General features: G+C 48.5%; 15 protein-coding genes. 5 read left to right on the forward strand and 10 right to left on the reverse strand.

Annotated elements, in window-relative coordinates; genetic code table 11:
- Positions 1–72: 72 nt before the first annotated feature.
- Genes BLW49_RS02500 through BLW49_RS02520 form a run of 5 tightly spaced genes read left to right on the forward strand, consistent with a single transcriptional unit; the run spans position 73 to position 3936 of the window.
- Positions 73–1098 carry a glycosyltransferase gene (locus tag BLW49_RS02500; protein WP_090723005.1) on the forward strand — a complete coding sequence of 342 codons (1026 nt, stop codon included), beginning with the start codon at positions 73–75 and terminating at the stop codon, positions 1096–1098.
- Entirely contained in the window at positions 1091–2332 is a 1242-nt protein-coding gene (locus tag BLW49_RS02505; RefSeq protein ID WP_090723007.1) for a glycosyltransferase family 2 protein, read from the forward strand. Before BLW49_RS02500 ends, BLW49_RS02505 begins: the two co-directional genes overlap by 8 nt.
- Position 2333: 1 nt before the next feature.
- Positions 2334–3338 (forward strand): polysaccharide pyruvyl transferase family protein, encoded by a 1005-nt coding sequence (locus BLW49_RS02510; RefSeq protein WP_090723009.1) that lies wholly within the window; start codon positions 2334–2336, stop codon positions 3336–3338.
- A 25-nt stretch (positions 3339–3363) separates the two neighbouring features.
- Positions 3364–3681 carry a hypothetical protein gene (locus tag BLW49_RS02515; RefSeq protein WP_090723011.1) on the forward strand — a complete coding sequence of 106 codons (318 nt, stop codon included), beginning with the start codon at positions 3364–3366 and terminating at the stop codon, positions 3679–3681.
- A gap of 51 nt (positions 3682–3732) precedes the next feature.
- The gene (locus tag BLW49_RS02520; protein ID WP_047909757.1) at positions 3733–3936 is read left to right on the forward strand and encodes a hypothetical protein; all 204 of its coding nucleotides are present in this window, start codon (positions 3733–3735) and stop codon (positions 3934–3936) included.
- A gap of 108 nt (positions 3937–4044) precedes the next feature.
- Here BLW49_RS02520 and ftsY read toward each other — a convergent pair whose 3' ends face one another.
- The 10 genes from ftsY to fapR all read right to left on the reverse strand — a co-directional run bounded on the left by ftsY (position 4045) and on the right by fapR (position 15965).
- Positions 4045–5052, reverse strand: a complete 1008-nt coding sequence (ftsY, locus tag BLW49_RS02525; protein ID WP_090723012.1) for a signal recognition particle-docking protein FtsY — start codon at positions 5050–5052, stop codon at positions 4045–4047.
- 83 nt (positions 5053–5135) lie between these two features.
- Positions 5136–8705, reverse strand: coding sequence for a chromosome segregation protein SMC (gene smc / locus BLW49_RS02530; RefSeq protein ID WP_090723014.1), 3570 nt, complete (start codon positions 8703–8705; stop codon positions 5136–5138).
- Positions 8706–9066: 361 nt separating this feature from the next.
- Positions 9067–9759, reverse strand: a complete 693-nt coding sequence (rnc, locus tag BLW49_RS02535) for a ribonuclease III (protein ID WP_047909760.1) — start codon at positions 9757–9759, stop codon at positions 9067–9069.
- A gap of 14 nt (positions 9760–9773) precedes the next feature.
- Positions 9774–11012 carry a beta-ketoacyl-ACP synthase II gene (gene fabF, locus BLW49_RS02540; protein WP_076311185.1) on the reverse strand — a complete coding sequence of 413 codons (1239 nt, stop codon included), beginning with the start codon at positions 11010–11012 and terminating at the stop codon, positions 9774–9776.
- 207 nt (positions 11013–11219) lie between these two features.
- Positions 11220–11453 (reverse strand): acyl carrier protein, encoded by a 234-nt coding sequence (acpP, locus tag BLW49_RS02545; protein WP_025334828.1) that lies wholly within the window; start codon positions 11451–11453, stop codon positions 11220–11222.
- A 118-nt stretch (positions 11454–11571) separates the two neighbouring features.
- Entirely contained in the window at positions 11572–12321 is a 750-nt protein-coding gene (gene fabG, locus BLW49_RS02550; RefSeq protein WP_090723015.1) for a 3-oxoacyl-[acyl-carrier-protein] reductase, read from the reverse strand.
- 53 nt (positions 12322–12374) lie between these two features.
- Complete coding sequence (gene fabD, locus BLW49_RS02555) at positions 12375–13316, reverse strand: ACP S-malonyltransferase (protein ID WP_076311187.1); 942 nt, start codon at positions 13314–13316, stop codon at positions 12375–12377.
- Between the two features lie 76 nt (positions 13317–13392).
- The gene (locus BLW49_RS02560; protein WP_371264510.1) at positions 13393–14388 is read right to left on the reverse strand and encodes a beta-ketoacyl-ACP synthase III; all 996 of its coding nucleotides are present in this window, start codon (positions 14386–14388) and stop codon (positions 13393–13395) included.
- A gap of 1 nt (position 14389) precedes the next feature.
- Positions 14390–15385 (reverse strand): phosphate acyltransferase PlsX, encoded by a 996-nt coding sequence (gene plsX, locus BLW49_RS02565; protein ID WP_076311188.1) that lies wholly within the window; start codon positions 15383–15385, stop codon positions 14390–14392.
- Complete coding sequence (gene fapR, locus BLW49_RS02570; protein ID WP_170862471.1) at positions 15369–15965, reverse strand: transcription factor FapR; 597 nt, start codon at positions 15963–15965, stop codon at positions 15369–15371. Before fapR ends, plsX begins: the two co-directional genes overlap by 17 nt.
- Positions 15966–16013 lie beyond the last annotated feature (48 nt).

The following is a 16013-nucleotide window of genomic DNA, read 5'->3' on the forward strand; positions in this document are numbered from 1 at the left end:
GCTGCCGGTTTCTACTAATCTATCAATGCATAACCTGTAATTAGAGTGACGACTAAGGAGGTTATCCATCGCATGGCAGTTATCATCTATCCTAAGACAATGAACTGGAAGTTTATGCGGCAGCGACCGCAGCAGCTGATGACTGAGCTTGGAGCCAGAGGGCACCATGTGTTCTTCGAGAATCTTGCACCCATGAACAGTCAGCTGGAGGAAGTAGAACCTGGTGTACATTTGTTTACCGATCACCATTCGTTTGTTAAGAGACATCTGGACAAATTAAGAAAAGAGCATCCCGTTGTCGTCTGGACGACCTGGGCTAAGCAGAGAACAAGGCTTGCATCGATCTATCGTCCGGATGCCGTTATCTATGATTGCTGTGACGAGTTTCCACATTGGGCAAAATACGAGCATCGGATGGTTGAATCTGCCGATCATCTGGTTGCAACCGCTGAAACAATCCGCACACGTTTATCGTTAGCCTACCCTGACAAACCCATCACTCTTATTCCTAATGCGGCGGATGCCAGCATGTTTGATACTCCTGCCGTTCATAGACCTCATGATCTTCCTGCAGGTCCAACGGTCGCCTATATTGGCGCTTGGGCTTATTGGGTCGATCATGCATTGTTTGCGAAGGCAGCGGAGCAATATCCGAATGTGCAGTTTGTCTCTATTGGTGCACCTTACGGGGACATTCCAGGTTACGGCACCCTGCCGAATGTTCACATTCTGGGAGAGAAGCCGCATAGTGAGCTGAAGAAGTATTTACAGCATATCGATGTTGCGGTCATACCTTTCCTATATCATCCCATCACCCTCGCCACTAATCCCGTGAAGGCTTATGAATACATGGCTACTGGAGTCAAAGTCCTCTCTACCGCACTGCCGGAATGTATTCGGATGGAACCGTATGTCACTACGGCAACGACTCACGAGGATTTTATTGGCAAGCTGGGGCAAATGCTCTTTGAACAGGAGGATCCTGCAGCAAGATTAGCACGAATTGCCTATGCAAGAGAGAATACTTGGGTTCAGCGCGGAGAAGCAGCAGATGTAGTGATACGAGAAACCCTTCAGCGCAAAGGATTACATGAATAACGAATATACCGTCTACCTTACGGGCGCAGCCTTCAGCAAACGAACAGCCGCACATAACAACAACGCTCTCCATTTATATCAATCGATTTGTGACCATTTATTAGAGTGCTCTGCACAATGGCTCGTATGGTCTCCCGCTGCTCTTCATATATCCGATCACAACAAGATGCGGCTTGAAGCCGAACTGCACGAACTATCTCCCGATACCCATTGTGTCGTTTGCCCAGGAGACCGCTTTATTTTTCGGAAGGAATGCTTCACTCTTTCAGATACAGGTCATGTACGATCTCTGCCCTCCGCCTTCTGGCTGGGCTGTGAACTGCACGCCCGCTGCTCGTCGTTGGATCGTGTAACCCGCCTGTCTGAAGCACTCCAGCCTATGTTCATGTCTGCCAAGCAGCAGCATAGGAATTATGTTCTCGCTACTCCTCCTACTGTTAGCAACTGCAACGATAAAAGCTCCTGTCATCCCATCCTTTCGGTAATACGACGTTCCACCACTCCCCCTGTGCCTTCCCATTCGTTGAACTCGCTCGACCATACACCGCTCACAACCATCATGCTAAGTGTATTTAATATGGGCAAAACCGTAGAGTGGGCAATCCGCTCCGTGCTTGCACAGACCTATCCGAACTGGGAGCTCCTCATCGGCAACGACGCTTCAACGGACAATACGGCCGAGCTTATTAACCATTACACGATGGATTCACGCATTCGAGTCCTTCACTCTAATACGAATGAAGGCAAGGCAGTAATGATGAATCATCTGCTTGAGCATGCGAACGGAACCTATGTGCTAGAGCTGGACGGTGACGACTGGCTTGCGACAAACGCTCTTGAAGCACTGCTAACCGTCATTTCACTACATCCAGATTCAGGTCTCGTGACAGGTGGATGCGGAGTGTGGCGCCGCAGTAAGCATGGTGATTTGTATTACCGAGATACGGACTATTTTGACGGGAAGCTCGAATCTGCCAGCCATGCTCACCCTCCTGTTCCCCGCATGTATAGCATGAAGGCACTTCAGTATGTAGGCGGATGGACTGTGCTGCCTGGCCTTTATGGAAGAATATTTGAGGATATTGCTCTCTGCCAAAAAATACTCAAGCACGATTCATATGTACAGACAGACGAAACAGTATATCACCGAGTCATTCATCCGAGAAGCATCAGCCAGCAGCATTTGCCGCTCTATCCATTGTGGAAGGAACATTTGGAGAAGGAGGTGAAATGATATGAAAATTGCAGCTAGCGGGTATTACGGCATGGGGAATTTCGGAGATGATCTGTTTCTCAAAACGTTGCAGCAGGCTTTTAGCAAGCATACCTTATTTCCTTGGAATGGTTATATGGATCCTGCAAGGGTGGATGCTGTTATCATTGGCGGCGGAGATCTGATTACTCCCTATAAATTCAGCAGCTACTATTTTCCGGCAGCCCTGTCCGAGCACCCCATGTGGCTGTATGGGGTCGGGATCGTGGATACGTATCCTCCTGAGACGTGGCCGGCAGATCAGGTCGAGCTCCACAAGCAGTACATTCAGAAGGCAAGACGTGCCATTTTTAGAGACCAGAAATCACAAGAGCTGGCCACGATCGCGAAGCTTCATTCAACGCCTGAAACGGCACAGGATATGGTCTTTGCTTACCAGCAGCATCCGTTCCCCGTGAAACGATTCTCTGTTCGAAAAACGATCGGCGTTTGTCTGTTCTCCTACCCTTCTTTTCCAATGGAAGCCATGGTTCAACTGCTGCTTAGGCTAAGCACAGAGGGTTTCCATATCGTGCTTATCCCTGTCATTAACCATCCTTCGAACAGCTTCTCGGATTACAGCACTTGCAAGCTGCTTGAACAAAAAATGAAGGAGATTGACAGTGCTGCGTCGGTTCAGACGCTATCCCTCTTACTGGAAACAGACATCACCTATAACGTGATTCAGTCCATGGATTATCTGATCAGCTACAAGCTGCACCCCACTCTCGTGGCACTACGGGCAGGAGTACCTGTACTTGCCTTCAGTAAGATGGGGAAGGTGAAGCATCTGCTGTCGCGCTTCCATCTGAATCATTACTATTGCGATTACGCACAGCCCTTTGAAATCTATGAAGATATCATTAACCGATTTATTAAGAACGGTCCTGAGGAAGTTAGAGCTGCACTGCCGCTTATTCGTCAGGCCGAGCATGAGAGCAATTCCGAGCTAACCCAGCTCGTGTCGGAAATAGAGTCACTAGAATAGATAACATCAAGGAGGTCAATGAGCGATGTGTTTCTTTTTTCACTCCCGTATATGGGCAAGAATCAAGCAGCTGGAAGTCCAGCAGGCATTATTGACGGAAAGAGTAGACATGTTTAATGCTCGTATCGAGCAATTGGAAACCGAGGTCCGCTCTGGAATCGTCGCGAATCCACCGCTGCAGCAATTTCTGGAGAGTAAAATGGGTCAAAACATCAGTATCAGCACCAGCAGCGTTACTGTTCTTGGTACGGTGCTTGCGGTTGGTAAGGATGCCGTTGAGATTCGCGAAACGAGCGGTGACATCGTCATCATTCCTTTCTCACAAATATCGGTTGCTCAATAAAAAGGCTGCTCTAAGCTTGCATATGCCACTAAGTCTAAGGAGGTACTTGATATGAATTTTAGAGATATGATTCGCGGCTTCTTGGGAAGCGAGGTAGAGGTACTGACGGCTAACGATTATTTGGACGGAACGCTCATCTCCATTGATGAGACAACGCTTGTCCTGCAAATACCACCGATTATTTACGGGCCGCCTGGGGATGTGGCTGTGGTTCCATTGTCTTCAGTTGAGCTCGTGCGTGTTCTGGCCGTATAGGATATGAGCTAAGAACGATATAGAAGCTATATAGCACTAATATGAATAAGAAGACCGAATCCTTTTAATGGAAACGGTCTTCTTCTTATGATTTCAGCTCACGCTGCATTATTTCACTTCACTGTCTGCTTCTTCAGTCTCGGCATCCTGAATCAATCCTGCAAACAAGGCGTGTACGAACTGTTCCGAATCAAATGGCTGCAGATCGTCTGCCTTCTCTCCAAGTCCGACAAGCTTGACGGGAATATCCATCTCTTGACGAATCGCAATAACGATACCACCCTTAGCAGTGCCGTCCAGCTTCGTGAGTACGAGACCAGTAACCCCGCTCTTCTCTCCAAACAGTTTGGCCTGGCTCAATGCATTCTGTCCTGTAGTTGCATCAAGGACCATGAGCACTTCATGCGGAGCACCTGGAATTTCTCGCTGAATGACACGGAAGATTTTGTTCAGCTCTTCCATCAGATTTGTTTTGTTCTGAAGTCTTCCCGCCGTATCGCAGAGAAGAACATCAGCACCGCGCTGCTTCGCCGCCTGAACCGCATCAAACATAACGGCCGCTGGATCAGATCCAGCTTGCTGCTTGATCACATCCACGCCTGCACGCTGTCCCCATACTTCCAGCTGCTCAATAGCGCCTGCTCTAAATGTATCTCCTGCGGCAAGAAGAACCTTCTTGCCTTCATTCTTAAAGCGGTGGGCCAGCTTGCCAATCGTCGTTGTTTTGCCTACACCGTTCACACCAACAAAGAGGATTACGGTGATGCCATCCTTATTCATGTTAAGACTGTTATTTTGCTCTGAACGCAGAAGCGCAGTTAATTTCTCGGACAACACCGGCTGCAGCTCAGCCGCATCCTGAATCTTCCGTTTCTTCACTTCGGCACGCAGATCATCAATCAAATCCATAACCGTGTTGACACCTACGTCGGCACCGATCAGGATCTCCTCAAGCTCCTCGTAGAATTCCTCATCAATCTTCTTACGGCGGATAACGAGATCGGATACCTTTTCAACGAAGCCTTTACGTGTTTTCTCGAGACCATCTTTAAAAATATTCGTTACCGATTCTGTTTTTGTTGATATACTTTCTTTCAGCTTTTTAAAGAAACTCATAGGTTCCCTCCAACTTAGAATTACAATACTTTTATCCAATACATAACTCATCACGAGAAGGAATTATGAATTGGATTCCGTACTTAAGCAATTTCTGCTTCCTCATTCTCCAGCTTCACCGAGACCAGCTTCGATACGCCGCCCTCTTCCATGGTAACACCATACAGCACATCCGCTTCCTCCATCGTTCCTTTGCGGTGCGTTACAACGATAAACTGGGTTTGCTCCGAGAATTCACGCAAGTACTGAGCGAAACGAACGACGTTAGCTTCATCCAGCGCTGCCTCGACTTCATCCAGAACACAGAATGGCACCGGGCGAACATGGAGAATCGCAAACAGCAGTGCCATGGCGGTCAAGGCTCGTTCGCCACCAGAGAGGAGCTGCAGATTCTGGAGCTTCTTGCCCGGCGGCTGTGCGACAATCTCAATTCCTGTCGTAAGCAGCTTGTCCGGTTCATTCAGAATCAGATCTGCTCTACCTCCGCCGAACAGCTTCGAGAACACCGTGCCAAATTCACGCTTAATTGCATCAAATGTCGTCTTGAAGCGTTTAGACATTTCATCTTCCATTTCCTTAATGACCTGATAAAGTGTCGTCTTGGCTTCAACCAGATCATCCTTTTGCTCGCTGAGGAAGAGATAACGTTCATTAACACGTTCATATTCCTCAATCGCGCCGAGATTCACTTCTCCCAGCGAAGAAATGCTTCGTTTCAGCTTCTGCACTTCCGCCTTGCTGCCTTCAATATCTTCCGGAATGGAGTAGTGCTGCTTCGCAAGCTCATAAGACAGCTCGTATTCGTCATTCAGCTTTTTCAAAATATTTTCAAGCTCCACATCCAGACGATTGACACTGATCTCCGTCTGACGAAGCTCATCTTCACAGGCCTTCAGGCTGATCCGCTGCTCTTTGGTTTCATTCTCTTCAAGCTCAAGCTTCTTCGTAAGCTGGGCTCTGGCTGCACGCTTGAAATCCAGCTCCTTGGAAGCTTCCTCCTTCTTGAGGCGATAGCGGTTCAAGTCCTCCGTCTGCTTGACGCTCTCCTCTGCATTGGTTTTGAGATCTGCTTCCACAGAGGCCAGCATCGTACGATTCCGGTACCGTTCCTTGTCCGAATTCTCGTATTCGCGCTCCATTCTACGGACCTGCTCTTCTACAGAGAAGCGCTCCTGATCCAGCTTGCCCTCACGAACCTTCAATATCGTCAGCGAGTTCTGGAGCTCCTCCTTGGCAGATTCATTCGCTTTGCGCGCAAACTCGGCAGCGTGAATGGCTTGATGTGTCGCCTTCTCCTCTTCCTCCAGCTTCACCAGCAACTGTTCAGCAGCTGCACGGGTATCTTCAAGTGCTTTGATTTCGTCCTTGAAGCCAGATTTCTCCGCACCTGCAGCTTCAACCTGGGTAAGCACATGCGCCAGCTCATGTTCAAGCTGTTTGAGCGACAGTGAGGCCTGCTGCTCTTCTGCCCGTTTCTCATCGCCATCCTGACGAAGCGTGTCCAGACTGATCTGACACTGCTCCATCTGCGCCTTCACTTCTTCCAGACTTCGATGCAGCTTAATAATCTGATTCTCGGTCTCCATAATATCGTGATCCAGCTGATCGAGCTGGCGTTTACGGGACAAGAGACTTGAATTCTTACGGTACTGGCTGCCCCCGGTCATGGAGCCGCCTGCATTGACCACATCACCCTCAAGTGTAACGACACGATAACGATACTGACAGCGTGCCGCAATTCGGTTCGCATCTTCCAGATTCTCCGAAATAATTACGTTACCGAGCAAGCTTCCTACAATAGCTTCATACTTTGAATCAAACTGCACGAGCTCGGCACCTACGCCGACAAACCCCTGCAATTCAGAGATCATATTTCGATCTGAAGCACCGATTGCGCGTGGCCTGATTACGTCCAGCGGCAGGAAAGTCGCTCTGCCAAGCTGACGCTGCTTCAGGAAGGAGATCGCCTGGCGGGAGACAGCTTCATTCTCCATGACCACATGCTGGAGCGATGCTCCAAGCGCAGTTTCAACGGCCATCTCTACTCGCTCAGGTACTTTGATCAGTTCTGCAACCGCACCATGGACACCATGAAGCACATTCTTTCTGGATGCCTTGAGAACTTCCTTGACACCCGTGTTAAACCCATCAAAGTCATCCTGCATTTCCTTCATTGTATCGCGTCTTGAAACTTGTGCCTCACGCTTCTGCTCCCATTTTCGAACCGTGCTCTGACTCTCGGATAAGAGCTTCTGCAGCGATTGAAGCCGTTCACTTTCCGTAATATATCCATTGCGCAATGAGCTGATCTCCGCACCCATCTTCTCAATCTGCTGAGTAAGCTCTCCCTTGCGTTTAAGAAGATCTGTCTTCTGAAGCTCCCACTTGTCTGATTCTTCACCAGCACGGTTCAGTCTCCGCTCGATTGCTTCCTTCTGCTGATCGGCATATCGAATCTCATTACGTGCCTGAGCCATTTGGTTCATCAGCTCCAAGAGGTTACCTTTGAGGCTCTCCTCCTGCTCCTGACTGATCCCTCCAGTTACGCCAACCAGCTTCGCTTCCTCGGCAGACAGCTGTTCACGCAGCTCATCAAGCTCCTGCTGCAGTCCAGCCAGCTTGCTCTTAAGACCGTCCAGCTCAGCCTCACGCTCCGCATAGCGCTCCTCACTTCCGTTCAAGGAATTGAGCAGCTGCTCCCGGTTCGCTTCGAGATTCTTCAGCCGTTCTTTGAGCAGCTCACGGTACCCTTCACTTTTCTCGGTAGCCTCACTGTAGTGCAGCAGCTCGCCCTGCAGGCGCTCCACGGCCTCTTCTACCTGACGAAGCTCTGTCCGATCCTGCTCTAGTATGGCATCATGTCTAGATACGATCGTAGATAATTCCAGCTGCTGTTCCTTAAGCTCTTGCAGCTTCTCCGTCGCTTCACTCCAGGCCGTATGAATCTGCTCGATCTGATACACGTATAAAGACAGCTCCTGCTGCTTCAATTCTGCTCTGAGCTCTTTATAATGCTTCGCCTTCTCAGACTGCTCCTTGAGGGGTCCGATCTGATCCTCCAGTTCCGTCACCAGATCATGTATCCGCAGCAAATTCTGCTCTGTATCGTCCAGCTTCCGCACGGCATCTTTTTTACGTGATTTATATTTAACAATACCGGATGCCTCTTCAAAGATACCTCTGCGATCCTCGGAGCGCGTACTCAAAATCTCCTCAATCCGCCCTTGTCCGATAATCGAATAAGCTTCTTTACCAATACCGGTATCCATGAACAGCTCCGTAATATCCTTAAGTCGGCAGGACTGTTTGTTAATAAAATATTCACTATCCCCGCTGCGATGAACACGGCGTGTTACCGTGACTTCACCAAAATCCAGAGATAAGGCATGATCTTCATTATCCAAGGTCAGTGATACCTCGGCAAAATTTACTGGCTTACGAGTATCACTGCCGGCAAAAATAATGTCTTCCATCTTGCCGCCGCGCAGTGATTTTGCACTCTGTTCTCCAAGAACCCAACGGATGCCGTCAGAAATGTTGCTCTTCCCACTCCCGTTGGGGCCTACAACAGAGGTTATACCGCGAACGAATTCCATCTCTGTTCGATCGGCAAACGATTTAAAGCCTGACAGCTCTATACGTTTTAAATACATCTTGTTTTTGACACCTCCAAGCTTCTTGCCACGGTCCTACACGGGTATGTACATCCGTTATTATTGTAGGGGAAACGTCTCTTGAAGTCCATTTCTTCTACATATTACGAGCATAACATATCTTCATTCGGAATGAATCCACCATCCTCAAAGCAACAAAAAGAAGAGCAAAAAGCAGTCCTTCCCATTCATCATTAGCCTGACAACTAAAGCGGGCTGCTCTTTGCTCTTCGTTTGTAAGAAAAGACAGGCCGCCAAATAAACGGCTGATTTCTTGTTCTTAAGATATAAGAAGATCTCACTGCTTCGTTAGATTTTCTTATACCTTAAGAATCCGCTAAAACAGTCTGCCAATCGATTCCTAAGGCAGCTTCAGTGTACTTAATGCGATTTGTGCCGCCTTTTGCTCAGCTTCCTTTTTCGAGCGGCCGTTACCACGGCCTAATCTCTGACTGCCCATATAAACTTCGGAGACAAACTCCCTCTCGTGAGCAGGGCCTTTTTCCTCAACAATTCGATATTCGAGCACACCCATATTATGATGCTGAGTCAATTCCTGTAATTCAGTCTTGAAATCAGTAAGCACGAGTTCGCCTTCCACAATAAGGCCGGCAAAGATGTGCTTGTCCAAAAATTTCTTCACTGCAGCAAGGCCTTGGTCCAAATAAAGAGCACCGATAAATGATTCGAAGACATCTGCCAGGAGAGCAGGACGATTCCTGCCTCCTGTCAGTTCTTCCCCTTTGCCCAGAAGTACATATTTGCCGAATTCCAAAGCCTCAGCAAATTTCACGAGTGAGGGCTCGCGTACAAGTGCGGCCCTCATCTTGGTGAGTTCTCCTTCCGGACGATTAGGATGTTCATTGTATAGATACTCTGATACCGTCAGCTCAAGTACAGCGTCCCCGAGAAACTCGAGTCGTTCGTTATCCTGGCTTTGACTGAATCTGTGCTCATTTACATATGAAGCATGAGTAAAGGCCTGCTTTAACAATTTGCGATTGTTAAACTCGATTTGAAGTTTGCGCTCTAATTGTTTCAGATCTGCATTCAATCGAATCGGACCCCTTATGATTCATATTTTTTGAGAATTACAGTTGCATTGTGTCCGCCGAATCCGAAGGAATTGGAAAGCGTGTATTCCAGTTCAGCTTCACGCGGAACATTCGGTACATAATCCAGATCACAAGCAGGATCCGGATTCTCCAAATTAATGGTTGGAGGAATCTTCTGATTCTGAAGTGCCAGTGCACAAATGATCGCTTCAACACCACCCGCTGCTCCAAGCATATGACCTGTCATCGATTTGGTAGAGCTCACTGCCACCTTATAGGCGTGTTCACCGAGAGCAAGCTTAATGCCTTCTGTTTCGGATTTGTCGCCAACCGGCGTTGATGTTCCATGAGCGTTGATATAATCAACATCCTCAGGGCTGATACCAGCGTCCTTGATCGCCATCTTCATGCTGCGTGCGCCGCCTTCCGGATCTGGATCCGTCATATGCTTCGCATCCGCAGACAGGCCATAACCGACTACCTCACCATAAATACGAGCACCTCGTGCAAGCGCATGCTCCAGGGATTCAAGAATCAGAATTCCAGCGCCTTCTCCCATGACAAAGCCATCGCGATCCGAGTCAAATGGACGGCTTGCTTTTTCCGGCTCATCATTACGGGTTGACATCGCACGCATGGAATTAAATCCTGCCATACCTGTTGGACGAATGGTAGCTTCTGCCCCGCCGCAGATCATGGCGTCGGCATCTCCACGCTGAATCATTCGCATGGAATCTCCAATGGAATGGCTTCCTGTAGCACAAGCCGTGACTTGTGTTGTATTAGGGCCCTTCGCACCAAAGCTGATCGACAGCTGACCTGATGCCATATTCGCAATCATCATCGGAATGAAGAATGGGCTTACCCGCTTCGGGCCTTTTTCCAAAAGGATATTGTGCTGGTCCTCCCAAGTACCGAGACCCCCAATCCCCGAGCCTACAGATACACCGATTCGTTCAGCATCTATATTCTCTCCGATTTGCAGTCCACTGTCTTGTATTGCCTGACCTCCGGCTGCAACAGCAAATTGAACAAAGCGGTCCATCTTGCGCGCATCCTTACGCTCCATGTAATCTTCTGGATTAAAATCCTTAATAGAAGCTGCAATCTTGGAGTTGTAGTCGCTCACATCAAAGGCTTCGACAAGCGATACTCCAGATTTACCTTCCATCAGACTGTTCCATAGCGTATCCAGGTCCTTACCAATCGGGGTCATTACACCCATGCCTGTAATCACAACTCTTTGTTTCAAATTCATTTCACCTCTATATCGACTGCATATTGCTATGCAATTAACAGATTTTAATGTAATGAAACCCATTCTATACATGTCGTTAAGATAACAAACACCTATAAAATGGGCCTTCATAAGGGCTTTATGCCTTTGGTTTGCAAAATTGGAGGGGAAGCTCCATATGAGATAAGACCTGCTTAACTCACGGAGCCTCCTCTAAATGACTTAGGTATGAGATTGTATGTAGTTTACAACTTCACCTACGGTCGTAATTTTCTCTGCATCTTCATCAGAGATCTCCATATCAAACTCGTCTTCGAGTTCCATCACCAATTCAACAACATCTAGAGAGTCAGCACCCAAATCATCTTTGAATGATGCTTCCAATGTTACTTCAGCTTCGTCAGCGCCTAAACGATCTACTACGATACGTTTTACGCGTTCCAATACGTCGGACATCCGGTTCACCTCCCTTTCCGTATTATACGAGAATCAATCGTAAAATGCCATAGAGCCTACATCACCTTCGAATTGAAGGCGAACAAGCACTTCATCTATGCTTCAATTACGGGCAAAATCACATGTACATACCGCCATCCACATGCAGGGTTTGACCTGTCATATAGGATGCAGACTCCGAAGCAAGGAATAGAGCAACTCCTGCCACTTCTTCAGGGCGTCCAAGCCTTGAGAGCGGAATCCCTGACAGCATACCTTCTACGAGTTCAGAAGACAAGCCCTGTGTCATTTCGGTTTCAATAAATCCAGGAGCGATGCAGTTCACCGTAATTCCGCGGGAAGCCAGCTCCCGGCTTGAGGATTTAGTAAGACCAATGACTCCTGCCTTGGCAGCTACATAGTTGGCTTGACCTGGATTACCCAGCACACCCACTACAGATGAAATATTGATAATTCGACCATAGCGCTGTTTCATCATGGGACGAGTCACCGCTTTGAGGCAATTAAAGACGCCCTTCAAATTGGTTTCGATCACTTGATCGAACTCCTCTTCCTTCATACGCATGATTAAATTATCTCTAGTAATACCTGCATTATTCACCAGAATATCAATTCTGCCCAGCTGGTCCAGCGTTTCTTTCACCAATTGGTCTGCTTCAGCCGTAATGCCTACATTCGCTTTAATCGCGATGGCTCTTACCCCTTTGGCTTCTATAAGCTGTACAACTTCGGCCGCAGCGGCTTCGTTGCCCGCATAGTTCACCGCAACATCAGCACCTGCATCTGCCAGAGCTAGAGCGATACTGCGCCCTATTCCGCGGGATGCACCTGTGACTAGAGCAACCTGGCCTTGTAGTGTAGTCGTCATCTTGTTGTTCCTCCTTTCCCCAAATATACCTGCTTAGAATGATGTTGTGCTAACTATTTCAGCTCAGCAGCAAGGGCATTCAAACTATCCAGGCTGTTTACGTTATATACTGTAACTGTTCTGCTTACCTTCTTGATCAGTCCACTGAGTACGCTGCCAGGGCCAATTTCCACGAAAGTGTCTACGCCCTGATCAATCAGCCATTCCACGGTATCTTCCCATTTGACAGAAGAATATACCTGCTGCACCAGAAGCTCACGAATCACTTCAGCCTCCGTTACGGGCTCAGCGGTCACATTTGCTACCACAGGTATGCTCGCATCACGAAGCTCTACAGAGGAGAGCTGATCGCCAAGTCTAGCGGCTGCCTCTTTCATCAGTGAAGTATGAAAAGGACCGCTGACTTCAAGAGGAATAGCTCGTTTCGCTCCAGCTTCCTTCACACGATCGATCAGCTGTGCCACACCGTCTTTAAGACCGGATACCACAATCTGTCCCGGTGAATTAAGGTTCGCCAACTCTACGAGAGAGTCCTTCCCTTGAGCGGAAATTTTCTCACATAGCTGCGCAAGCTGATCACGATCAGCCCCGAGCACGGCAGCCATAGCTCCACGTCCGCCCGGAACGGCTTCTTCCATGAAAGTCCCTCTTGCCCTAACCACAGCAACTGCATCCTCAAAGGATATCACGCCCGCTGCGACCAGCGCACTGTATTCACCCAAGCTGTGTCCAGCTGCATAATCAGCGGTAATTCCTTTCTCACGCAGAGCTTCATATAAAGCAATACTTGCTGTCAAAAGTGCTGGCTGTGTGTTTTTCGTTTGTTTAAGTTCGGTATCCGGACCATCAAAGATCAGCGAGCTCAGCGAAAAACCAAGCTTCTCGTCCGCTGTCTCAAAGACATGGCGTGAGGACGTTACGTTATCATATACATCTTTCGCCATCCCAACGGCCTGTGAGCCTTGACCCGGAAATACAAAAGCGATTTTCCCCATCTATTCATTGCTCCTTTATCGATCTAGAGTAAAAAAACTCGCAGTGAGCACCTTGTAATGCCTTGATGGTAAGTTATTACCACACAAGCACGGAGGCTCCCCAAGTCAGACCGCCGCCGAATCCAACCATTAGAATGGTGTCTCCTGCCTTCATCCGGCCCTCTTCAGCCGCCTCTACCAGTGCTAATGGAATGGAGGCGGCGGAAGTATTCGCATATTTATCAACGTTAATGACGACTTTATCTTCAGGAAGCTCAAGACGCTGCATTGCAGACTGAATAATACGGATATTGGCTTGATGCGGAATGAACAAGTCGACATCTTCTTTGGTTAGTCCTGCCTTGTCCAGTACATCAATCGTTGCTGTTCCCATTACTCGTACTGCAAATTTGAATACTTCTCTACCGTTCATATAAATGTAGTGCTGCTTGTTAGCCAGCGTAGTCTCAGATGCTGGCAGTCTGGAACCGCCCGCTTGGATATTGAGCAGCGGCCCGCCGGCACCTTCTGCACCCAGATCGAAGGATTTGAATCCACGGCCTTCAGGAACCTCTCCCAAGATAACAGCACCCGCTCCATCTCCAAACAGAACAGCCGTATTACGATCTGTATAATCCGTAATGCGAGACAAGCAGTCAACACCGATAACAAGCGCGTTGTTATACATTCCCGATTGAATAAAGCTTGTTGCCGTAGCCAGGCCATATACAAAGCCGGAGCAGGCTGCAGACAAGTCGAACGCAGCAGCTCCCTTGGCTCCCAGCTTATCCTGCAAAATGCAAGCCGTCGAAGGAAACGCACTGTCCGGAGTTATGGTCGCAACAATGATCAGCTCAATATCGCTTGGTGAAATGCCTGCAGATGCAGCTGCTGTTTTGGCCGCTTCATATGCAAGATCCGAAGTCGCTTCTTCAGGGGCCGCTATATGACGCTCGCGAATTCCCGTACGGGAGACAATCCACTCGTCATTGGTATCCATCATTTTTTCCATATCATGATTCGTCAGAATCTTTTCCGGTACGTATTTACCTGTACCAATGACACCGACTGGACGCAATTGTGTATTCATCATGTCACTCAACTCTCCCGCTTATTTCCTTAGATATACTTTCGACCAACTGGTTGGAAATGGCCAGTCTTGCCTGACGCACCGCATTCTTAATTGCATTCGCATCAGCCGAGCCGTGGCTCTTCACGACTAGACGACTAAGACCGAGCAGCGGCGCACCTCCATGCTCCTTGTAATCAAGCTTGCCCTTTAGCGCCCGGAGCTCCGGCATCAGCATTGCAGCTGCCAGCTTGCTCTTAAGCGACGAGGAGAACTGCTCCTTTAGTAAAGAAAAAATGCCCGCTGCCGTGCCTTCAAGCGTCTTCAGCATGATATTGCCGGCAAAGCCGTCACATACCAGTACATCACATCCACCCATCAGCACTTCTCTTGATTCCACATTACCAACAAAATGAATAGGCAGCTCCTTCAAAAGTGGAAACGCATGCTTGGTGAGCTCATTTCCTTTCCCTTCTTCGGTACCTACATTGAGGAGCCCTACCCTAGGCTGATCAATTCCATGCACCTTCTGCCGATATAAGCTTCCCATAAGTGCATACTGAGCCAAATGCTCGGGCTTGGCATCCATGTTCGCGCCAAGATCCAGAGCAAGCATTCCGCGATCGTCGATCGTAGGAATCATTGGGGCGAGTGCCGGGCGCTCGATGCCCTCCATTCTGCCCACCACAAGGAGCCCTGTCGTCATCAGCGCGCCCGTATTGCCGGCAGAGATCATTGCATCTGCTTGCCCTTCTCGAAGCATACGCCCGGCAACAACCATAGATGCGTCCTTCTTCCGCCGAACCGCCCTTACAGGCTCATCATCTGAACCGATGACCTCTGAAGCATGTATTATCGTTATACCCGATGGGCGATCTGCTCCCAGCAAAGGGCTGATCTTCGCTTCATCGCCGACCAGTACAATCTCCGTATCGTTCCATTCCTTTGCAGCAAGCACTGCACCTTGGACGGTTGCCTCCGGTGCATGGTCGCCTCCCATTGCATCAATGACGATCTTCATGATGTACTCCCCCTTCGTCACTATCTTGCCCGGCGGATCGGTAAATGACGAAGTTTCCTTGAAACACCATTTCCTCTCCGACATAAGCAAACACTTCTACCTTTGCTTTGCCCTTCTGCTCAGGAGTAGAACGCACATATGCCTTAGCAATACATTTCTCCCCCAGATGCACCGGTCTTACAAACCGGATGTCCGCAGAAGCGGTCAGCGCAATCTCATCGTTAATAACAGCAACAGCAAGTGAATTGGCTTGTGCAAAAACATAATGACCACGAGCTATTCCTGTTCTTGAAAACACATGTTCTTCTCTAATCTCAAAAATGGAAATCCCGCTCTTATCCAGCTGAAGGTCTACAATATCCCCGATGATTTCATGCAAAGGCAATGAGCGCACTTGATCATACGATCTCTCAGCCATCAGCTTCATCCGCTCACGAAGTTCAGGTATGCCCAGTTCCATCCGATCCAGTCGAATCGTCTGAATGCTCACCTTAAGTAATCTTGTCAGCTCTTGATCTGTAATAAAAGGGTTATCCTCAATCATTTGAGTGAGCTGCTGCTGTCTTTGTCGCTTCGGTATTCGTTCTATGATCAAGCACCCCCTGCTTATGTGACATTAAAAAGACCC

Origin of the sequence: Paenibacillus sp. PDC88 (genome assembly GCF_900106725.1) — a bacterium.
GTDB classification, from domain to species: domain Bacteria; phylum Bacillota; class Bacilli; order Paenibacillales; family Paenibacillaceae; genus Paenibacillus; species Paenibacillus shunpengii.